A 22,488-nucleotide genomic window follows, 5' to 3' on the forward strand; every position below is an offset into this window, starting at 1 on the left:
GCGCCTTTCAATATGTATATACATAATCGCCATCGATTGAAACGGAAAAGATCATGGCTGGAGAGAGCAAAAGCCGGGCAGGGGAGGTTCGCCTCTGGCGCAATGCGCGTCTGGCGACCATGGTTGAAAGTGCTACCGGACTGGGCATCGTCGAACACGGCGCGATCGCAGCACGCGATGGCCTGATCGTCTATGCCGGCCCGGAGGCCGACATGCCGGCAGCACTTTTCCAAGGCGCCGAGATTGTCGATTGCGAAGGCCGCTGGATCACGCCCGGCCTGATCGACTGCCACACCCATCTGGTCCATGCCGGCAACCGCGCCAACGAATTCGAGATGCGGCTGGCCGGCGCTACATATGAAGAGGTCGCCAAGGCAGGCGGCGGCATCGTCTCGTCGGTCAGGGCGCTGCGCGCTGCCAGGGAGGACGAGCTGGTCGCCCAGTCGCTGCCGCGCCTCGATGCGCTGATCGCCGAAGGCGTCACCACCATCGAAATCAAATCGGGCTATGGCCTCGATCTCGAAAACGAGAAGAAATCGCTGCGCGCCGCGCGGCTCCTGGGCGAACATCGTCCGGTAACGGTGAGGACGAGCTTCCTCGGCGCCCATGCCCTGCCGCCCGAAGCGAAAGGCGACAAGGAAGCTTTTATCGATCTGGTCGCAAAGGAGATTTTGCCGGCGGTCGCTGCTGAGGGCTTTGCCGATGCCGTCGACGGCTTTTGCGAAGGCATCGCCTTTTCGCCCGAGCAGATTTCTCGCGTGTTCGACGCGGCGAAAGCAGCAGGCCTGCCGGTCAAGCTCCATGCCGACCAGCTTTCCAATCTGCACGGCGCCGAACTCGCGGCACGCTATGGCGCCCTGTCGGCCGACCACCTCGAATACACCGACGACGCGGGTGCGGCGGCGATGGCGAAGGTAGGAACCGTGGCGACGATCCTGCCCGGCGCCTATTATTTCATACGTGAGACCAAGAAGCCGCCGATCGGTCTGTTTCGCCAGCACGGCGTCAGGATGGCGGTCGCCACCGATTGCAATCCCGGCACCTCGCCACTGACTTCGCTGCTGCTGACCATGAACATGGCGGCGACTTTATTTGGCCTGACCGTCGACGAATGCCTGGCCGGTGTCACCCGTGAGGCCGCCCGCGCGCTCGGACTTCTCGGACAAACCGGCACGCTGGAGGTCGGAAAATCGGCCGACCTGGCGATCTGGGATATTGGGCGCCCGGCCGAGCTCGTCTACCGCATGGGCTTCAACCCGCTGCATGCCCGCATCTGGAGAGGACAATGAGCCAACTCAAACTCAAGCCGGGCAACACAACCCTGGCCGACTGGCGCGAAATCTATCGTGGCGCCGTGCCGAAGCTAGACGCTGCCTGCCGACCGAAGATCAAGGCCAGCGCCGAAGCGGTTGCGCGGATCGTCGCCAGGGGTGAGCCGGTGTATGGCATCAACACTGGTTTCGGCAAATTGGCCAGCGTCCGCATTCCCGCCGCCGACCTCGAGACCCTTCAACGCAACATCGTGCTGTCGCATGCCGCCGGCGTCGGCGAGCCGATGCCGGTTGCGATCGTCCGGCTGATGATGGCGCTGAAGCTGGCCAGCCTGGCGCAGGGCGCCTCCGGCGTGCGGCCGCACACCATCGAATTGCTGGAGGCGATGCTCGCCAATGACGTCATTCCGGTGGTGCCGGCGCAAGGCTCGGTCGGCGCCTCAGGCGACCTCGCGCCGCTGTCGCACATGACGGCTGTCATGATCGGCGTCGGCGAGTGTTTCACCCCGCATGGCCGCTTCCCGGCCAAGGTCGCTTTCGTCTCGCACGGACTGGAGCCGGTGACGCTCGGCGCCAAGGAAGGCCTGGCGCTGCTCAACGGCACGCAGTTCTCGACCGCCTATGCGCTGGCCGCCCTGTTCGATGCCGAAGTTCTCTATCAATCGGCGCTGGTTGCCGGCGCGCTGTCGACCGATGCTGCGAAAGGTTCCGACGCCCCATTCGATCCACGCATCCATCTCTTGAGAAAGCATCGCGGCCAGATCGAGACGGCAGAGGCGCTGCGCAATTTGATGGCCGGCAGCGCCATTCGTGAATCGCACCGGGTCGGCGACGAACGCGTGCAGGACCCGTATTGCCTGCGGTGCCAACCGCAGGTGATGGGCGCGGCGCTCAGCGTGCTGCGCCAGGCCGCCGAGACGCTGGGTACCGAGGCTAACGGCGTCACCGACAATCCGCTGATCTTCGCCGAGGACGACACCGCACTTTCCGGCGGCAATTTCCACGCCGAGCCGGTGGCCTTCGCCGCCGACATGATCGCGCTCGCCGTCTGCGAGATCGGCTCGCTGTCGGAACGTCGCATTGCCATGCTGGTCGATCCGGCACTGTCGGGCATGCCGGCTTTCCTGACGCCGAAGCCCGGTTTGAATTCCGGCTTCATGATCCCGCAGGTGACGGCGGCAGCACTCGTCTCGGAAAACAAGCAGAAGGCCTATCCGGCTAGCGTCGATTCGATCCCGACCTCGGCCAACCAGGAAGACCACGTCTCGATGGCAGCACACGGCGCGCGCCGGCTGATCGGCATGGTCGAGAATGCGACGGCCGTCATCGGCATCGAATTGCTGGCCGCCGCGCAAGGCTGCGATTTTCATGCACCGCTGGCGTCGAGCGCAGCACTCGAGGCAGTGCGCAGGCTGGTCAGGGCTGAGGTGCCGCATCTCGACAATGACCGGCATTTTCACCCCGACATGGAAAAGGCCATCGCCATGGTGCGCAGCGGCGCGGCAGTGAAGGCGGCGGGCAAGGTGGCGCTGCCGGGAATTGCGTCATGAGAGCGCACACCTCGATAGGTCGCGATCCTTCGCGCCCCTCTCTGTCCTGCCGGACATCTCCCCCACTTGGGGGGAGATCGGATGTCACACCGGCTTTCGCCAATCGCCAAGGTTGCAGGGTTGAGCGGGGCGCCAAAGCTGCCAATCTCCCCCCAAGTGGGGGAGATGTCCGGCAGGACAGAGGGGGGCGCCGTAGAACTCCAACCCGCGGAGATCTCTCATGACGTCATCCTCCTGGCTCACAGTCACTCAGGGCACGGCACCCCTGCTGGTCTCGATCCCGCACACCGGCATCGATCTCGCCGGTCTTGAGAACCGGCTGGTGTCGCCCTGGCTCGGCCGCCGCGACGCCGACTGGTGGATCGACAAGCTCTATGATTTCGCCGAAAGCCTCGGCGCGACCATCGTCCACACCGCCATCTCGCGCACCGTCATCGACGTCAATCGCGACCCGTCGGGCGCCTCACTCTATCCCGGCCAGGCGACGACAGGTCTCTGCCCGACCGAGACCTTCGATGGCGATCCGCTCTATCGCGCCGGGGAAGAGCCGGGACCATCGGAGGTCGACGAGCGCCGCGAAAAATACTTTGTGCCTTACCATGCCGCCTTGCAGGCCGAGATCAACAGGCTGCGCGCCTTGCACCAGAAGGTCGTCCTCTATGACTGCCACTCGATCCGCTCGGTGCTGCCACGCCTGTTCGAGGGAACGCTGCCGGTGTTCAATCTCGGCACCAATGACGGCAAAAGCGCCGACCCGGCCTTGCAGGCGATGGTCGGCCAGATCCTAGCCGAAACCGGCGAGACCTTTGTCATCAATGGCCGCTTCAAGGGCGGCTGGATCACACGCCATTTCGGCCAGCCGCAAAACGGAGTTTATGCGCTGCAGATGGAGCTCTCCAACCGCGGCTATATGCGCGAGCCCGAGGGCAAGGGTGCGCCGGACAATTGGCCGGTATCCTACGATGCCGATTTTGCCGCGCCGATCCGCGTCACGCTGAAAAAGATCCTCGAAAACGCGATTGTCTGGGCACACGGCTGAACGCGCAACGCCGCATCTCATTCGAAAGGGACTGACGCCATGACCGATCCTCGCCACAACATCCGCGAAGTCCGCAGCCCGCGCGGCAGCGAGCTCAACGCCCGCTCATGGCTGACGGAAGCGCCGTTGCGCATGCTGATGAACAATCTCGATCCCGACGTCGCCGAAAACCCCAACGAACTGGTCGTCTATGGCGGCATTGGCCGGGCGGCGCGCACCTGGAACGATTTCGATCGCATCGTCGCCTCTCTGAAGACGCTTGGAGATGACGAGACGCTCCTGGTGCAGTCCGGCAAGCCGGTCGGCGTGTTTCGGACGCACACCGATGCGCCTCGCGTGCTGATCGCCAATTCGAACCTCGTGCCGCACTGGGCGACCTGGGAGAAATTTAACGAGCTCGATAAGAAGGGCCTGATGATGTACGGCCAGATGACGGCCGGCTCGTGGATTTACATCGGCACGCAAGGCATCGTGCAGGGCACCTACGAGACCTTCGTCGAGGCCGGCCGCCAACATTATGGCGGCAATCTCAGGGGCAAATGGATCCTGACCGGCGGCCTCGGCGGCATGGGCGGCGCCCAGCCGCTGGCCGCGGTCATGGCAGGCGCTTGCTGCCTGGCGATCGAATGCGATCCCGACCGCATCGATTTCAGGCTGCGCACCCGCTATGTCGACGAGCGCGCCGACACGCTCGACGAGGCGCTGGAAAAGATCGAGCGCTGGACCAGGGCCGGCGAGGCGAAATCAGTCGGCCTGGTCGGCAACACCGCCGACATCGTGCCGGAACTGGTGCGGCGCGGCGTGCGCCCCGACTTGGTCACCGACCAGACGTCGGCGCATGATCCGCTCAACGGCTATCTACCCAAGTGCTGGTCGCTCGCCGAATGGCGCGAGAAGCGCACCAGCGACCCGAAGGCGGTCGAGAAGGCGGCGCGCGCTTCGATGCGCGAGCATGTCGAGGCGATGGTGGCGTTCTGGAACGCCGGCGTGCCGACGCTCGACTATGGCAACAATATCCGCCAGGTGGCGAAGGAGGAAGGGCTCGAGAACGCTTTTGCCTTCCCGGGTTTCGTGCCGGCCTACATCCGACCGCTGTTTTGCCGCGGCATCGGCCCGTTCCGCTGGGCAGCCCTCTCAGGCGATCCCGAGGACATCTACAAGACCGATGCCAAGGTCCGCGAGCTGACACCTGGCAACACCCATCTGCACAACTGGCTCGACATGGCGCGCGAGCGCATCGCGTTCCAGGGCCTGCCGGCGCGCATCTGCTGGGTCGGTCTCGGCGACCGCCACCGGCTCGGCCTCGCCTTCAACGAGATGGTGGCGAAGGGCGAGCTCAAGGCGCCGGTGGTCATTGGCCGCGATCATCTCGATTCCGGCTCGGTTGCCTCGCCGAACCGCGAGACGGAATCGATGAAGGATGGCTCGGACGCCGTATCCGACTGGCCGCTGCTCAATGCGTTGCTCAACACCGCCTCCGGCGCAACCTGGGTGTCGCTGCATCATGGCGGCGGCGTCGGCATGGGCTTTTCGCAACATGCCGGCATGGTCATCGTCGCCGACGGCACACGCGAAGCGGCCAAACGCCTTGAGCGCGTGCTGTGGAACGACCCGGCGACCGGCGTCATGCGCCACGCCGATGCCGGTTATGACCTCGCCATCGACTGCGCCAAGGAGCACCAACTCAACCTGCCAGGCATCCTCGGCTGAGCCGCGCCTTGCACGTCCTCCGGGAAGCCGAATACCGGTCTATGCCGTGGAAGAATGGCGGCGGGGTGACGACGGAAATCGCCGTCTCGCCCGCAGGTGCTGCGCTCGACGATTTCGACTGGCGCGTCTCCATGGCGCGCGTCGAAAGCGGCGGGCCATTCTCCGGGTTTGCCGGAGTGGATCGAACCTTGGCCGTGCTGGAAGGCGAGGGGATTATCCTTGATATCGCCGGCCACCCGGCGGCTACGGTGACCAAGGCTTCCGCCCCGCTTTCCTTTCCGGCCGATGCGCTGACGCAAGCGGCGCTGATCGCCGGCCCGATCATTGATCTCAATGTCATGACGCGGCGCGGACGGATGACCCACGCTGTCGAGCGCGTGGTGATTTCGGCCCCGACGGACATCCACTCAGTGGCCGATGCGACCCTCATCCTGTGTTTTGATGGCGAGATCACGGTTGCCGGCGCGGCGCCTGTCCGCATCGGACGGCGCGACACGCTGTTGCTCAGGCCGGACGCTCTGAAACGGCGCCTAGAGCCTGCCCGAACGGCGACGCTGTTCGTGATCCGTATCGATCGCGTTGCTGCAAACGATTAACGCCTGTTTCGAAACATGATCGCAGCACCGGCGAAATATATCGTAAGCTCAAGTCCACATCACGAAAAAGCCCGAATCCTTCCGTCGATCAAGTCCCGACGGGAGCGAAGGGGTGAACGTCTGAAAGTTGTGGTGCGAAAACAAACTTTCGGCCCGTGTTTCGATGCAACCAATTGCATTTGAATCGGTTTTAGGGACATTGCCGTGGCGGTGACGCCGCTATGCGTCCCCCATACGGAATTTTCAATGAATATCCAGACGAACCCCACCCAAATGGAAAAGACGAGCGCGAGCTTCCCGGCCATCACAGAAGAGCCGATACGCTCCAATTTCCTGCCGGAAGAGCGCCTGCGCACGCTGGGTACAAGCCTCGCCAAGGGTGACGTCAAGGATCTGTTCGGCCTGGAGCCGTTCGATTTCCAGCCACGCGTCCGCGACAGCGCCAGCAAGATCCTCGAAGTCTACCGCTCGACCAATGCCGCGCAGGCGAGGGGCGAGACGATCACGCCGGCGGCGCAATGGCTGCTCGACAACAACTATCTGGTCGAGGAAACCATCTTCCAGGTCAAGCGCGACCTGCCGCGCCGTTTCTATCGGCAGTTGCCGACCCTGAAGCTGTCCGACGGCGCCAGCGTGCCGCGCGCGCTTGCGCTGGCCTGGACCTATGTCGCGCATTCGGACAGTTCCGTCTCGGCGACCATGTTCAAGGCGATCGTCGAAGGCTTTCAGTCCGTCGAGCCGCTGAAAATCGGCGAACTTTGGGCTCTGCCATCGCTGCTGCGCTTCGTTCTGATCGAAAATCTTCGCCGGATCGCGGTCCGGGTCAATCGTACCCGGCAGATGCGCCAGATTGCCAACGAGGTTGCCGATCGCGTGCTGGCGATCGACGACAACGCCGACCGTCAGGCGATCCTGTCGAACTACGCAGCCCATGCGCAGGACACCACCTTCGCCACCCAATTGCTCTACCGCCTGCGCGACGGGTCGCAGAATGCCGGCAGGGCGCTGGAATGGCTGGAGGGCGAGCTTGAAGAGTCCGGCTCCGATGCCGAGGAAATCATCATCAGCGAGCATCGCACGCTGTCTGGTGGCAATGTAACCACCGGTAACATCATCCGCGGCCTCAGACTCATCAACGATATCGACTGGACGGTTTGGTTCGAAGGCGTCAGCCGCATCGACACCTTGCTGCGCGAGCGCACCGATTTCGCCGCGCTCGATTTCTTCTCGCGCGACCAGTACCGGACCGCGATCGAGGAATTGGCGCGCCGCTCCGATCGTTCCGAATTCCGCGTCGCCGAAAAGGCGATCGAACTTGCCGGCCACGCCGCTGTCGCCGATACTTCCGGCACCGGTCCGACCGCTCACACCGACGTCGGGTTCTTCCTGGTCGGCCCGCGCCGGCTGGAACTGGAAAAGGCGATCGGCTATCGGCCGACCGTCAGCGTCACGACCAAACGGGCGTTCCGCAAAACCGGATGGTTGGGCATTGTCGTGCCGGTGTTCGCGCTGACCGTCCTGCTTCTGCTCGTCTCCGGCAATGCCCTTGCCAATCTCGGCCTGTCCGTGCCGTCGATCGCCTTGATGCTGGCGCTGTTTGCCGTGCCGGCCAGCGAAGGCGCGCTTGCCTTCTTCAACACTGTCGTATCGTTGTTCCTCAAGCCAACGCGCCTCGTCGGCTACGACTACAGACGCGGCATGCCGCCCGAGGCGCGCACGCTGGTGGTGGTGCCGTCGCTGATCGGCTCGCGCGACGACGTCGAGGAAAACATCCGCAACATCGAAGTGCATCACCTGGCCAACACGGCGGACGAAATCCATTTCGCTCTGCTTTCTGACTGGCCGGACTCGAAGACCGAAATCGATGCCGCGGATATTGAGATCCTCCAATATGCTCGCGACGAGATCGCGCGGTTGAACGCCCGCTATCCCAGCGAAGGCGCGCCGCGTTTCTACGTCCTGCACCGCCGGCGGCTCTACAATGAATCCCAGGGCGCCTGGATGGGCTGGGAACGCAAGCGCGGCAAGCTGCACGAACTGAATCTTCTGCTGCGCGGTGACAGCGACACCACCTTCCTGCCGCTGGATGTGCCGTTGCCGGAAAACGTCATCCATGTGATGACGTTGGACGCCGACACACGCACCACCCGCGATGCCGTCGCCAGTTTGGTTGGCAAGCTTTGCCATCCGCTCAACCGCCCGCATTTCGATGTCACAAAGCGCCTTGTCACCGCCGGCTACACCATCCTGCAGCCGCGCATCACCGCATCATTGACCAGCGGCGACGACGCATCCTTCTTCCAGCGGGTCTTTTCCGCCAATCGCGGCCTCGATCCTTACGTCTTTGCCGTCTCGGACATCTACCAGGATGTCTTCGGCGACGGCTCCTTCACCGGCAAGGGCCTCTATCATGTCGACGCCTTCGAAGCGGCGCTGAAGGGCCGCATCGACGAAAACACCATCCTCAGCCACGATCTGCTCGAAGGGGCATTGGCCCGCGCGGCGCTGGTCACGGACGTCGAACTGGTCGAGGACTATCCGACCCGCTATTCGGTCGACGCATCGCGCCACCATCGTTGGGCACGCGGCGACTGGCAGCTTCTGGGCTTTCTTCTCGATCCGCGCTCTGGCGTGCCGGCGCTGTCGCGCTGGAAGATGGTCGACAATCTGCGCCGCTCGCTGACGCCGATCTTCTGGGTGATGGCGGCGATCGCCGGCTGGACGCTGCTGCCCTTCACACAGGCCGCGCAATGGCAGGCGCTGCTGATCCTCACATTGTTCATGGCGCCAACGTTCGACATCATCCACGCCATCCTGCCGAAAAGCGGCGACCAGACACCGCGCGGCCATTTCTCGGCACTGGCACGCGATGTTGTCTTCGGCACCGCCCTGGTGGCTCTGAAGATCGTGCTGATGGCGCATCTGGCCTGGATGATGGGCGACGCTATCATTCGCACGCTCTACCGCTTGTTCGTCAGTCGGCAGAACCTGCTCGAATGGCGCACGGCCTCGCAGGCGCACAAGAACGGCGACAATGATCTCGGCTCCTACTACGGCATGATGTATGGCGCGGTGATTATCGGCGTCGTCGGCCTTGCAATTCCCGTTCTGGCCGATTCCACCGGAGCTTTCGTCGCTTTCTTCTTCGCGCTGTTCTGGATCGGCTCGCCGGCCTTCGCCTTCTGGATCAGCCGCTCGGCCGAAACCGAGGATCGCTTGCGCATATCGGCGGCCGACATCCATGCGCTGCGCACGGTCGCGCGGCGCACATGGCACTATTTCGAGACTTTCGTGACGGCCGAGCATCACAATCTGCCGCCCGACAATTTCCAGGAAAGTCCGGCGCCCGTCGTTGCGCCCCGCACCTCGCCGACCAATATCGGGGTTTATCTCCTGTCGGTGATTTCGGCGCGCGATTTCGGCTGGATAAGCCTGTCCGACGCCACCACCCGCATCGACGCCACGATGTCGACCATCGAGAGCATGCCGCGTGAACGCGGCCATCTCTTCAACTGGTATGACACGACGACGCTGAAGCCGCTCTATCCGCTCTACATTTCCGCCGTCGATAGCGGCAATCTCGCCGGCCATCTGGTGGCGGTGGCAGCAGCCTGCGCCGAATGGGCGGAAGCGCCTGCGGTCCACCTTCAGGGCGATTTCGAAGGCATCCTCGATACGGTGACGATCCTCGACGAAAGCCTGGCGGAGTTGCCTGACGACCGCCGTCAGTTGCGGCCGTTGCGCCAACGGCTCGCCGATCGCCTCGACGGCATGCGGCGGGCGGTCGAATCGATCAAGGCACAGCCCGAGATGGCATCGATCCGCACCATCAACCTGGCCGTTCTGGCCGGCGAGATCCGCAAGCTCGCCATCGCCATCCATACCGAGGCCGCATCGACACAGAGCGACACCATCGCCGACTGGGCGGCAAGGCTGGAAGCCACCTGCGAGGCGCATGTTCATGACGCGCATAGCGACGACAATGCCGTCGAAGCCTTGCGGGCCAAGCTTCTTTCGTTGCGCGAGCGCACGCGCCGCTTCGCCTTCGAGATGGATTTCTCCTTCCTCATGCGGAAGGAACGCAAGCTCCTGTCGATCGGCTACCGGGTCGAGGAGCATCAGCTCGACGAAAGCTGCTACGACCTCCTGGCTTCCGAGGCGCGGCTGACCAGCCTGTTCGCCATCGCCAAGGGCGATCTGCCGACCGAGCACTGGTTCCACCTCGGCCGGCCGATCGTCGAGATCGGGTTCAAGGGCGCGCTGATGTCCTGGTCCGGCTCGATGTTCGAGTATCTGATGCCGCCGCTGGTGATGAAGGAGCCGCAAGGCTCGATCCTCAACCAGACCAGCAAGCTTATCATCAAGCGCCAGATCCAGTACGGCCGCTCGAAGAACGTGCCCTGGGGGATTTCGGAAGCGGCCTACAACGCCCGCGACCGCGAGCTGACTTACCAGTACACCAATTTCGGCGTGCCTGGGCTCGGCCTGAAGCGAGGTCTTGGCCAGAACACGGTGATTGCGCCTTATGCGACCGTGCTGGCGGCGCAGTTCACCCCGCGTGAATCGGTGCAGAACCTGGCCAGGCTGAGGCAGCTCGGCGCCCTTGGCCGGCACGGCTTCTACGATGCGGTCGATTTCACGCCGCAGCGCGTGCCGGAGGGCACCGATCATGTCGTCGTGCTGAACTACATGGCCCACCATTCCGGCATGTCGATCGCCGCCGTTGCCGACGCCATCTTCGAAGGACGCCTGCGCGATCGCTTCCACAGCGATCCGGTGATCGAGTCGGCCGAGTTGCTGCTGCAGGAAAGGGCGCCGCGCGACATCCCGACCGCCACCGTCAGGACCGAGGCCGACGAACGGTCGAAGGACGAAACGGAAGTCGAGAGCCCCGATACGCGCATCGTGCTCAACCCGCTCAAGGCGCTGCGTTCGACCAGCGTCATGTCCAATGGCCGCTACTCGGTCATGGTCACCGCGACCGGCTCTGGCTATAGCCGCTGGGGCGAGCTTGCGATCACGCGCTGGCAGCCGGACCCGACCGAGGATCGGCTTGGCTCTTATATCTTCCTGCGCGACGCCGGCACCGGCGACTGGTGGTCGGCCACCGCCGAGCCGAAGCGTGCCACCGGCGAAGAGGTGCAGACGCTTTTTTCGGATGACAAGGCGAGCTTTGTCAAATCGGTGGGATCACTGCGTTCGGAGGTCGAATGCATCGTCATCTCGGAAGGAAACGGCGAAGGCCGGCGGGTGACGCTTTACAATGACGGCCCGGTCGACCGGCATATCGAGGTGACCTCCTTTGCCGAACTGGTGCTGGGCTCAGAGGCATCCGATAACGCGCATCCGGCCTTCTCGAAAATGTTCGTGGAAACCGAGATCGCTGCGAATAACGGGGCGATCTTCGCCACAAGACGCAAGCGGGAAACGGACGAGCCTGACGTCACCCTGGCGCATTTCGTTACCGACCCGTCTGGGTCGACGCGCGACGCCGAGGCCGAAACCGACCGGCGCGCCTTCATCGGCCGCGGCCGCACCATTGTCGAGGCTGCCGCCTTCGATCCCGGCGCCAAGCTTGGCGGCCATTCTGGCTTCACGCTGGATCCAGTCGCAGCGCTTCGCCGACAGGTGCGCGTGCCGGCCAACAAGAAGATCTCGCTGACCTTCTGGACTGCCGTTGGCGCCAACCGCGCCGAACTCGAAGACGCCATTGCGCGGCTCGATCATCCGGAAGCCTTCGCCCGCCAGGCGATGCTCGCCTGGACCCGCTCGCAGGTGCAGACCCGTCATCTCGGTCTCAGCCTTGCCGATGCCGCCAATGTGCAGAATCTGGCGCGCTATCTGATCTATCCTGATCCGTTCCTGCGCCTTCCGGCCGAATCGATCGCTTCCGGGCTCGGTAAGCAGTCCGGCCTGTGGCCGACCAGCATATCCGGCGATTTTCCGATTTTCCTGGTCAGGATCGGCGATGTCGCCGACCTCGAGATCGTCGCCCAGGCGCTCCGCTTCCAGGAATATATGCGCGCCCGCGGCATGATGATCGACTTTGTCGTCGTCAACGAGCAGGCTTCATCCTACGTCCAGGACCTGCAACGGGCGGTCGAGACGCTGTGCGAAAACAGCCGCCTGCGCGGCAAGGAGCTTGGACCCCGCCAGCACATCTTCGCGGTGCGCCGCGACCTGATGGACGAGACGACCTACAAGACGCTGCTCGCCGTCGCCCGCGTCGTCCTGCACACGCGCAACGGCACCATCTTCGATCAAATCGAGCGCGCCGAGGCCGCTGCGCTGCAAGCGCGGGACGCCTTGCAACCAGCGGATGCAGCAGCGCTTCGTGAACCGTCTTCGCCGGCCCCGCAGGCGTTGGCTGCCCAAGCCTCGATCGAAGGCAGTGCCGACGGCAGCGGGCTCAGCCAGTGGAACGGTTTTGGCGGCTTCGAGGGCGACGGACGCCACTATGTCGTGCGCCTTGCAGGGCGGCTCACGACGCCGCAGCCCTGGATCAACGTCATTTCCAACACCTCGTTCGGTTTCCATGTTTCGGCTGAAGGCGCTGCCTTCACCTGGAGCCGAAACAGCCGCGATTATCAACTGACGCCGTGGGCGAACGACCCGGTCACCAACCGGCCCGGCGAGGGCATCTATATTTACGATCATGCCAGCGGCCGGGCGTTCTCGCCGTTGGCCGCCGTGGTGCGCGATCCTGCCATGACCTACGAAACATGGCACGGGCAGGGTTTTTCGACCTTCCGTTCGACGCGCGGGCCGCTGTCGATGGATCTTACCCATGTGGTCGATCCTGTCGATCCGGTGAAAATCTCCCGATTGCGAATCCAGAATTCGGGTTCGGTGCCGGCGCGCCTGCGCGTCTATGCCTATGCGGAATGGGTCCTTGGCAGCCATCGTTCGCGCACGGCGGCGACCATCGTTCCGTCCAGGGATGCTGAGACCGGCGCGTTGCTGGCGCAAAATCCCTACGGACTCGACTTCAGCGAGCGGGTCGCCTTCCTGGCCGCCGACAGCGCGGCTCATTCGGTGACGGCCGACCGCGGTGAGTTCATCGGCCGGCACGGCACCAGCGAACTTCCGCATGCCGTGCTCAACGGCGCCAGCCTATCGGGCCGCGTCGAGGCCGGCGATGATCCTTGTGCTGCAATTGCGCGCGACATCGACATCCCTGCCGGCGGCGACGTGACGCTGCTCTGGCTGCTCGGCGATGCAGCTTCTGCCAAGGAAGCCAGCGCCCTGGTGCAGCACCATAGCAGCAAAGATTTCGATCAGCGGCTGGCTGACAATGAACGCACGTGGCGAGGGTTTCTCGACACCATCCAGGTCGAGACGCCGGACAAGGCGCTCGACGCCATGGTCAACCACTGGCTGCCCTATCAGAGCCTTGCCTGCCGCATCCGCGCCCGCTCCGCCTTTTACCAGGCGAGCGGCGCCTTTGGCTTCCGTGATCAGTTGCAGGACACGCTGGCCCTGCTTGTCCATGATCCGAAACTGGCGCGCGACCAGATACTCAACGCGGCGCGGCGGCAATTCCCCGAAGGCGATGTGCAGCACTGGTGGCTGCCGCGCACCGAGGCAGGCGTCCGCACTATGATTTCCGACGACGTGGTCTGGCTCGCCCATGCCACGGCACGCTACTTGCTGGTGACCGGCGACACCGCGATCCTCAGGGAACAATTGCCCTTCATCGACGGGCCGCCGCTGGAAGAAGGCGAGCATGATGCCTTCTTCACCCCGGAGATATCGAAGAAGACCGCTTCACTCTATGATCATTGCGCGCGTGCACTCGACCTTGCCATCAAGCGCAGCAGCCCCGCCGGACTGCCGCTGATCCTCGGTGGCGACTGGAACGACGGCATGAACCGTGTCGGCGAGCACGGCAAGGGCGAGAGCGTCTGGCTGGGCTGGTTCCTGCTGAAGACGCTGGGCGACTTTGCGCCTGTCGCCAAGTCGGAAGGCGACACCAAGCGCGCGCAAGCCTGGACAAAACACGCCGACGTGCTGAAGCGAGCGCTGGAAAGCACGGCCTGGGATGGTGAATGGTATCGTCGTGGCAGCTTCGACGACGGCACGCCGCTGGGGTCGCGCGGTTCACAGGAGTGCAAGATCGACTCGATTGCCCAGTCGTGGAGTGTGCTGTCGGGCGAGGGCGATCCAGCGCGGTCGACGACGGCGATGCAGCAGGCGATGAAGATGCTTGTCGACGACGAGCTCAAGATCGTCAAGCTTTTCACCCCGCCCTTCTCCAAGACGGAAAAGGACCCGGGCTACATCAAGAGCTACCCGCCGGGTGTCCGTGAAAACGGTGGCCAGTACACCCATGCGGCGTCATGGTTCGTCATTGCGCTCGCCGAAATGGGGCGCACCGATGATGCCTACCGTTGTTTCTCGATGCTCAACCCGGTCAACCACGCGCTCGACGAGGCCGCTGCCGAGCATTACCGCGTCGAGCCTTACGTGGTCGCCGCCGATGTCTATGCCGGGCAAGGCAAGGGCGGCCGCGGCGGCTGGACCTGGTATACCGGCTCGGCCGGCTGGCTTTATCGCGCGGCGGTCGAAGGCATCCTCGGCATTGAGCGCAGGGGAGCGCGCATCCAGTTCAAGCCGAAACTCCCCAGCCATTGGGAGGGTTATGCGGCAACCCTCAAGGTGCTTGGGGCCGAGCTCAGGGTTCGCGTTGTCCGTGACGCCAAGGTCAAAGCCATCTCTCTTGAGATAGATGGTAAAAAGACGAAGGCTTCGTCTTTCGAACCGAAAGCCGGCGACAAGGCCGAAGTGGTCGTCAGGATACCGGCGTAGTTTCAAGGATTTGGAGCGTCTTTACACATCTTGGGGACGCGCGTTGTTTAAGGATGTTCTAGCAATTCTACCGCGCGTAAGCTTTCCGAAAAGCCGATGCAGGCTTTAGAAACTCATACATAACCATTTGCTGATTAAAATTGCGGCAGTGCTTGCGGCCTGCCATGATTTTGCCGTAAGGCTGACATTTCACCTTTTTTCTCAAACTGTTAGGTGATCACGACAGATTTCGCAGCGTCGCCATCTTTTGTTCGCGAATTGGGAACTGAAGGGGTACACGAGCATTGTTTCGCGACACGTCAACGGGTACGAGTCAGAAAATGATGCAGTGCACAATAACAATTTGCCGGAGTAGCTGAAGTGTCCCTTCTGCAAATCTACTGGAGAGCGCTCGGTTATCTCGCTGCCGACAGGAAACGCGTGGCGTTTATCTGCGGGGCGAACATCGCGCTTGCCATTATCGCCATCCTTGAGCCGATCATGTTCGGACGGGTGATCGATGCTATTTCGGACGGCGGCTCGGTCTTTTCGACGCTCGGCGTGTGGGCCGGTATCGGCGTCTTCAACGTCGTCGCCTTCGTTCTGGTGGCGCGCGGCGCGGACCGCTTTGCCCATGCACGGCGCAGCGAGGTCCTTTGCCAGTCATTCGAGCGCGTGATCACCATGCCGCTTGCTTGGCATCATCAGCGCGGCACCTCCAATTCCCTGCATACGCTTCTGCGCGCGGTCGAGACCTTGTTCAGCCTCTGGCTCGAGTTCATGAGGCAGCATTTGTCCACTGTTGTCGCGCTGGTTCTGCTGGTGCCGACGGCGATCAGCATGGATATTCGCATGTCGATGGTCCTGCTGGCGCTGGGTGCGCTCTACGTCGGAATCGGGCGGCTGGTGATGCGTCGTACCAAGGAAGGCCAAGCGTCCGTGGAGCGGCACTTTCACAAGGTGTTCGCGCATGTGAGCGACTCGGTCAGCAATGTCGCCGTGCTGCAGAGCTACAATCGCATCGGCCACGAAACCGACGCCTTGAAGCGTTATGTCAAGAATCTGCTTGATGCCCAATATCCGGTGCTTGACTGGTGGGCATTGGCCAACGCCCTGCATCGCCTGTCGTCGACCATTTCGATGATGGTCGTGCTGTTGATCGGCTCCTATCTGGTCATGCATGGCCAATTGCGTATCGGTGACGTCATAGCCTTTACCGGCTTTGCCACGCTGCTGATTGCCCGGCTCGACCAGATGTCGGCCTTCGCCAATCAGATTTCGGAAGCCAGGGCCAAGCTCGAGGAATTTTATCGCCTTGAGGACTCCGCGGCCGACGCCGCCGAGCCGGACGGGTTGCGTGACCTCGGCAACGTCACTGGTCATGTGCGTTTTGAAAACGTCAGCTTCGAATTCGCCAATTCGGGCCAGGGCGTGAACGACGTATCGTTCGAAGTTCACGCCGGCCAGACCGTGGCCATCGTCGGTCCGACGGGCGCAGGCAAGACCACGCTCATAAATCTTTTGCAGCGCGTCTTTGCGCCGTCCAGCGGCCGCATCCTGATCGATGGCATCGACACCCGCACGGTGACCCGCAAGTCGCTGCGCCACTCGATCGCCACGGTGTTCCAGGATGCGGGCCTGCTCAACCGCTCGATCGAGGACAATATCCGCGTCGGGCGCGCCGAGGCGACCTATGATGAGGTCCACGCTGCCGCCAATGCCGCTGCCGCGCAGGATTTCATCCTGTCGAAGAGCAATGGCTATGACACGGTCGTCGGCGAACGCGGCGGACAGCTTTCGGGCGGCGAGCGCCAGCGTATCGCGATCGCACGCGCCGTGCTGAAGGATTCGCCCATCCTGGTGCTCGACGAAGCGACCAGCGCGCTCGATGTCGAGACGGAAGACCGCGTCAAGGAAGCGATTGACGAATTGCGGCGCGGCCGCACCACCTTCATCATTGCCCACCGCCTGACCACCGTTCGCGATGCCGATCTGGTCGTGTTCATGGACAAGGGCAAGGTGGTCGAACTGGGTGGCTTCGCCGAACTGTCGATGCGCAATGGCCGCTTCGCCAGCCTGCTGCGCGCCGGCGGCTTGCTCAACGACGAGGAAGTCCGCCGCCTCAGCCGGACCATCACGGACGAGGCCGCCTGAGTTCTTTCCCTTCTCCCACCTGTGGGAGAAGGGAAAGCCCCGCCTGCGACACCACCGCTCGATTGCCCCAAACGCGTCGCCGGTTTATGTAAAGCCGCATGAGTGACCTGACTTCACGCCTCAGCGGCTGGATGGATTTCGCCAACCCGACGCGCTTTGTCGGTTTGGCCGACAGGGTAGTGCCATGGCTGGCGACCATCGCCACACTCCTCCTGACCGCCGGACTCTATATGAGCTTCACGGCGCCGGAGGATTTCCAGCAAGGCATCACCGTGCGCATCATGTATATCCATGTGCCCTTCGCCTGGCTGGCCATGATGTGTTTCACGCTGATGGCGGTTTCCGCGTTGGGCACGCTGGTATGGCGCCATCCGCTGGCCGATGTCGCGCTGAAGTCGGCGGCACCCATCGGCGCCGTCTTTACAGCGCTCGCGCTGATCACCGGTTCGATCTGGGGCAAGCCGATGTGGGGCACCTGGTGGGTGTGGGATGCGCGGCTGACCTCGGTCTTCGTGCTGTTTCTGATGTATCTCGGCATCATCGCGCTGACGCGGGCACTCGACGATGCGGCGCGCGCCGCCTGGGCCGCCGCAATCATCACCCTGGTCGGCTTCATCAACATCCCGATCATCAAATTCTCGGTCGACTGGTGGAACACGCTGCATCAGCCGGCTTCGGTGTTCCGGCTCGGCGGGCCGACCATCGATCCCAGCCTGTTGCGGCCGTTGCTGGTGATGGCTCTGGGTTTTACCGTGCTGTTCTTCGCGCTGCATCTGATGGCGATGCGCACGGAAATCCGACGTCGCCGTGTCATTTCCATGCGCCGCGTTGCGGCCCGGCAGGCCGATAAACACCATTAGAGGCGCCTGACTTGGCCGTCATTTCACTCTAATTCGCCGACAACCACGTGTCTGCCGTCAACATTGTCTGTGACTGGCCGAAGTAGGCATGTTGCAATGCTGCAACAGCGATCTCTATAACCTCGATCCCACCCCGTTTTCACTGTTGACAGCTAAGCCATGCACCGGAAGTGATGCATTATATTTGCCTGTTAATTGTCGTGGGGGATTTTGTCGATGAAAGTGCGTCTGCTTGCCGGTGTCTCCGCAATAGCCTTGACGCTTGGCTGGAACTCAGCCAATGCCGCCGACGCGGCGGTCGAAGTTCCGGCGGCCCAGGATCTCTGGTATGTCACACTGTTTGGTGGCGCCAGCTTTCCGAATGACGTGAAAACGCATTCCGACACCTACAACAATGACTTTTCGATGGACTTCGACACCGGCTTCGTGATCGGCGGCGTCGTCGGTAAGCGGCTCAACGATGTGTTCCGCGTCGAAGGCGAACTGTCCTATGCGCGATACAAGGCGAGTACGTATGACGAGGGTATCTTTCACGGGTATCCGGCTGACGGCGATTTGTCCGCCACCTATCTGCTCGCTAACGTCTGGGCCGACGTTGCTCATTTTGGAGATGCCAAGCTCTATGTCGGCGGCGGCATCGGCGCCGCCTATGTGACCGCCGACACAACCTGGGGCGGTCACGAATATGGATACGGATCTGGTGGGTGGGGTTTTGCCGGCCAGGTGGGAGCCGGCGTCACTTACGCGCTGGCGCAGAATATCGACCTCGATTTCGGCTACAGGTTCAAGGCCGTCTCCGCCGTCGACTTCGATTCCTCCCGCGAAGGCGATGCTGTATTCTCGGACGGGAAGTTGAATTCCCACAATCTGCAGCTCGGCGTTACATTCAAATTCTGATTGCTTCGAATTCTTGCTGAAGGCTGACTGCCGTTGCAGGCGATTGGGGGTGAAGCATGCCGCTCTTGCCACGCCGGCAGCCTGTCGGTCTACCGGCCATGGTCCAGGACTTTCTCCCGGCCGCCGGCGAGTCGGCGCCGGAGACGTTGCAGCGCGGTATCGACCTGCAGCGCCGTAAGCGCTTTCGCGAAGCCGAGTTCTGCTATCAGACCGTGCTTCGCCGGCAGCCCAAAAATGCCATGGCGCTCAATCTGATGGGTACGCTGGCGATCGAGGCCCAACGAATTGAGACGGCCATCGACTTTATGAAGCGTGCGGTCAAGCTCGAACCGGGCAACGCCATTTTCCGCAACAATCTCGGCAACGCCTACAACCTGGTCGGCAACATCGAGCAGGCGCGCAAACAGCTGAAAAAAGCGATCGAGCTCGACGGGCGGCTTGTCGAGGCCTTATGCAATCTCGGCAAATCCTACCGGAGCCAGCTCGAGGGCGACATCGCCGAGGGTTTCTATCGCCGTGCACTGGCGGTCGACGGCCAGTCGCTGACAGCGCTTGTCGGCATGGGCGAGTTGCTCACCGACATGGGCCGGCAAGCCGAGGCGGTCGAATGCTTTGGTCGCGCCATCGCCATCGACAAGGCGAATGTCGAGGCGCTGTCCGGGCTGGCGCTCGCGCGTCGGGCCGTCAAGGGCGATCCAGCTCTGGCTTTGGTGCGGGGCCGCCTCGAACTGCCGATGACCACCGATCGCGAGCGGGTTATCCTGCATCACGCCGCCGGAAAAATCCTCAACGACCAGCGCGAGTATCGCCTGGCTATCCACCATTTCGCCCGGGCCAAGGCAATCTCCGGCAATGATTTCGACATTGCCCTGCACACGCGGCTCTATGACAGTTTCATCGAGACTTTCGACGCCGGTTTTTTCGAAGCGCGGCCAAAATTCGGCAATCCGTCCGAACGGCCGGTCTTCATTGTCGGTATGCCACGTTCAGGAACGACGTTGACCGAGCAAATATGCGCCAGCCATCACGATATCCATGGTGCCGGTGAACTGCCGACCATCCGTTCATTGGCCGGCGAACTTGGATTCGACCAGCTTGATCCGGCGATTTTCGCCAAGGCCATGGCGGCGCTCACACCGGCGAAGGCGAGGGAGCTTGGCTCGAAATATCTCGACCATCTCAACAAGCGCAACGGCAAGGCGGCGTGTGTCGTCGACAAGATGCCGCATAATTTCGAGCTGCTGGCTTTCATCAGCCTGATTTTGCCGAATGCCCGCATCGTCCACTGCAGGCGTGACCCGATGGACAATTGCACGTCCTGTTTCATGCACAATTTCTCCGATACCCACGGCTACAATGCCGATCTGACCAAGCTTGGGCAGTATTACCGGCAATATGATCGCCTGATGCGCCATTGGGCCAAGGTCGTGCCGCTTGCCATCCATGACATGCCCTACGAAAAAACGGTGGCTGATTTCGAGACCCAAGCCCGCGGATTGATCGGATTCCTTGCCGTCGAATGGGACGATGCGTGTCTTCGTTTCCACGAAACCGAGCGCACGGTGCGCACGCCGAGCCGCTGGCAGGTACGCCAGCCGATCTATTCGTCCTCGGTCGAGCGCTGGAAACTGTACGGCGATGCCCTCGATCCGCTGAGGGCTGCGCTGGGTCCGCTTGTCCAACCCTGATCCAAACGGTCGTTCGGTCCGAACGGCCTCGATCTCAGCTCATGCGGCCGCGTGCCGCCACCGGCAGCGTCTCCAGCACCCGTTCTCCGTCGACCAGATGCACCTCGTCGAACAGGTTGGTGACCACACAGCAATGGTCGGGCACGACGCGCACGCGCTCGCCGATACGCAGCCTGGCGTCGCCGGAAAGCGTGATGTTGCCGTGCTCCTCGCTGAGGCCGGTGACGGTGGCGCCCGGAACGCCGAGCAATTCGCCGAAATCAGGCAGCCCCAGTGTGTCGCTGGACAAGGCTTTGCTGCCGGCATCGAGGATGGCCCGTGTCGGCGTCGGATGGCTGACCACCGTCGACAGCACCGTCAGCGCGCAATCGTCGAGGCTTCCGACGCCTTTGGCGACCTGGTAGCGGTCGAGATAGATGTAGGTGCCGGGGCGGTACTCGGTGACGACGGAAGCCTCGCTTGAGCGCCACATATCCGGCGTGCCGCCGCTGGAGATGCGTTCGCAGGCAAGACCGGATGCAGCGAGCGCCTGGCGTGCATCGGCGAGCCATGCCTCAGCCTCGGCAGCGCGGCCTGCCGCGGGATAGGTCATAAGCCCGCCGAAGGCGAGCCCCTTGGCCTTGTCGATCTCTCTGGCCAATGCGACCGCCTCGCTGGCCGACTGGACGCCGCAGCGGCCCATGCCGGTATCGCATTCCACCAGCACCTGTAGCGGCTGGCCTGGATCGGTGAAGGTGGCGGCGAGACCCCCGAGCGTTTCCATGCTGTCTGATGTCACCGACAGCGTCACACGGCCGTGCAGCGCCTTGAGGCGCTCCAGCTTGGCCTTGCCCAGAATGTTGTAAGGGAGAAAAATGTCGGTGAGGCCGGCATCGGCCATCACCTCGGCCTCACCGATCTTCTGGCAGGTGATGCCGACCGCACCCGCTGCGATCTGCTTCTTTGCCCAGTAAGGCAGTTTGTGGGTCTTGATGTGCGGCCTGAGCTTCAGACCGTGCCGGTCGGCATGGGCCTGCGCCCGCGCGATGTTGGCTTCGGCGCGGGCGGCGTCGATCAGGATTGCCGGTGTATCGAGGTCATCTATGCTGCGCATGGATTATCACCCTGGGGATTTGCCTGGACTTATGGCCTTGATCGGCCCGGATGTCATGAGGCCAGCATGCGCTTTACGTCGACACCGGAGCGGTGTTCGGTTATGCGCTGTAGGCCCGCCTGAAGAAGGATCACGATCATGAAACGTTCAACCGTCAACGACATCATCCGCGATGCCGATGCCTTCATCCGCTCGTTCGGCTACATCATGCCGCCCTTCGCCTATTGGTCGCCGGAAGAGATGAAGGCGCGTCGGCAGGATTCGTCGGCCATCTTCTCCTCCCGGCTTGGCTGGGACATCACCGATTATGGCCAGGGCAAGTTCAACGAACTCGGCCTCTTCCTGTTCACCGTTCGCAACGGCCGCTATGAGGACATGAAGAAGGGCATGGGCATGCTCTATGCCGAAAAGATCATGATCTCGCGCAAGGATCAGCTGTCGCCGATGCACCGCCACAACATCAAGGCCGAAGACATCATCAACCGTGGTGGCGGCAGGCTGGTGCTGGAACTGTTCATGCATGATCGCGATGGCGGCATTGATCCGAAGGCCGAGGTATCGGTGCCTGTCGACGGAACCATCCACAGGCTGCCGGCGGGCGGGCTCCTGAAGCTCGACCCAGGCCAGAGCGTCACGCTTCTGCCGGGCGTCTGGCACGCCTTCTGGGCCGAGGGCAAGGATGTGCTGATCGGCGAGGTGTCGACCGTCAACGACGATCTTACCGACAATGTCTTCCGCGAACCGATCGGCCGCTTCGCAGACATCGACGAGGATGTCGCGCCGCTGCACCTCTTGGTGTCCGACTACGAGAAGTGGGTAGGGTAGCTTTTCCCAATGGCGGGC

12 protein-coding genes are annotated in these 22,488 nt (G+C 62.8%); 11 read left to right on the plus strand and 1 reads right to left on the minus strand.

The features are described from left to right. Nucleotides 1-53: 53 nt before the first annotated feature. The 10 genes from hutI to RPG13_RS17720 all read left to right on the plus strand — a co-directional run bounded on the left by hutI (nucleotide 54) and on the right by RPG13_RS17720 (nucleotide 20,552). Entirely contained in the window at nucleotides 54-1,289 is a 1,236-nt protein-coding gene (gene hutI / locus RPG13_RS17675; RefSeq protein WP_292626175.1) for an imidazolonepropionase, read from the plus strand. Next, a complete protein-coding gene (hutH, locus tag RPG13_RS17680; protein WP_337125641.1) occupies nucleotides 1,286-2,821 on the plus strand; it encodes a histidine ammonia-lyase in 1,536 nt (511 codons plus the stop codon). The genes hutI and hutH overlap by 4 nt, the downstream gene beginning before the upstream one ends. Before the next feature lie 220 nt (nucleotides 2,822-3,041). Then, nucleotides 3,042-3,860: an N-formylglutamate deformylase gene (hutG, locus tag RPG13_RS17685; protein WP_292220778.1), complete on the plus strand. Its 819-nt coding sequence runs from the start codon at nucleotides 3,042-3,044 to the stop codon at nucleotides 3,858-3,860. A 39-nt stretch (nucleotides 3,861-3,899) separates the two neighbouring features. Then, nucleotides 3,900-5,570: a urocanate hydratase gene (hutU, locus tag RPG13_RS17690; protein ID WP_337125642.1), complete on the plus strand. Its 1,671-nt coding sequence runs from the start codon at nucleotides 3,900-3,902 to the stop codon at nucleotides 5,568-5,570. A gap of 8 nt (nucleotides 5,571-5,578) precedes the next feature. Continuing rightward, a complete protein-coding gene (locus RPG13_RS17695) occupies nucleotides 5,579-6,166 on the plus strand; it encodes a HutD/Ves family protein (protein WP_337125643.1) in 588 nt (195 codons plus the stop codon). A 246-nt stretch (nucleotides 6,167-6,412) separates the two neighbouring features. Next, the gene (locus RPG13_RS17700; RefSeq protein WP_337125644.1) at nucleotides 6,413-14,974 is read left to right on the plus strand and encodes a GH36-type glycosyl hydrolase domain-containing protein; all 8,562 of its coding nucleotides are present in this window, start codon (nucleotides 6,413-6,415) and stop codon (nucleotides 14,972-14,974) included. Nucleotides 14,975-15,334: 360 nt separating this feature from the next. Further along, nucleotides 15,335-17,107, plus strand: a complete 1,773-nt coding sequence (locus RPG13_RS17705) for a glucan ABC transporter ATP-binding protein/ permease (protein ID WP_095485702.1) — start codon at nucleotides 15,335-15,337, stop codon at nucleotides 17,105-17,107. Nucleotides 17,108-17,205: 98 nt separating this feature from the next. Further along, the gene (locus RPG13_RS17710) at nucleotides 17,206-17,967 is read left to right on the plus strand and encodes a heme ABC transporter permease (protein WP_095485703.1); all 762 of its coding nucleotides are present in this window, start codon (nucleotides 17,206-17,208) and stop codon (nucleotides 17,965-17,967) included. A gap of 216 nt (nucleotides 17,968-18,183) precedes the next feature. Then, entirely contained in the window at nucleotides 18,184-18,864 is a 681-nt protein-coding gene (locus tag RPG13_RS17715; protein WP_095485704.1) for an outer membrane protein, read from the plus strand. A 56-nt stretch (nucleotides 18,865-18,920) separates the two neighbouring features. Beyond that, a complete protein-coding gene (locus RPG13_RS17720; RefSeq protein WP_095485705.1) occupies nucleotides 18,921-20,552 on the plus strand; it encodes a tetratricopeptide repeat-containing sulfotransferase family protein in 1,632 nt (543 codons plus the stop codon). A 34-nt stretch (nucleotides 20,553-20,586) separates the two neighbouring features. Here the strand turns inward: RPG13_RS17720 and RPG13_RS17725 are convergent, their stop codons facing one another. Beyond that, nucleotides 20,587-21,645, minus strand: a complete 1,059-nt coding sequence (locus tag RPG13_RS17725) for a D-TA family PLP-dependent enzyme (protein ID WP_095485706.1) — start codon at nucleotides 21,643-21,645, stop codon at nucleotides 20,587-20,589. A gap of 138 nt (nucleotides 21,646-21,783) precedes the next feature. On the opposite strand from RPG13_RS17725, the gene RPG13_RS17730 reads away from it, so the two are divergent. Continuing rightward, nucleotides 21,784-22,470, plus strand: coding sequence for a D-lyxose/D-mannose family sugar isomerase (locus tag RPG13_RS17730; RefSeq protein WP_095485707.1), 687 nt, complete (start codon nucleotides 21,784-21,786; stop codon nucleotides 22,468-22,470). Nucleotides 22,471-22,488 lie beyond the last annotated feature (18 nt).

Source organism: Mesorhizobium sp. ISC15, from assembly GCF_037162615.1.
Taxonomy (GTDB): domain Bacteria; phylum Pseudomonadota; class Alphaproteobacteria; order Rhizobiales; family Rhizobiaceae; genus Mesorhizobium; species Mesorhizobium mediterraneum.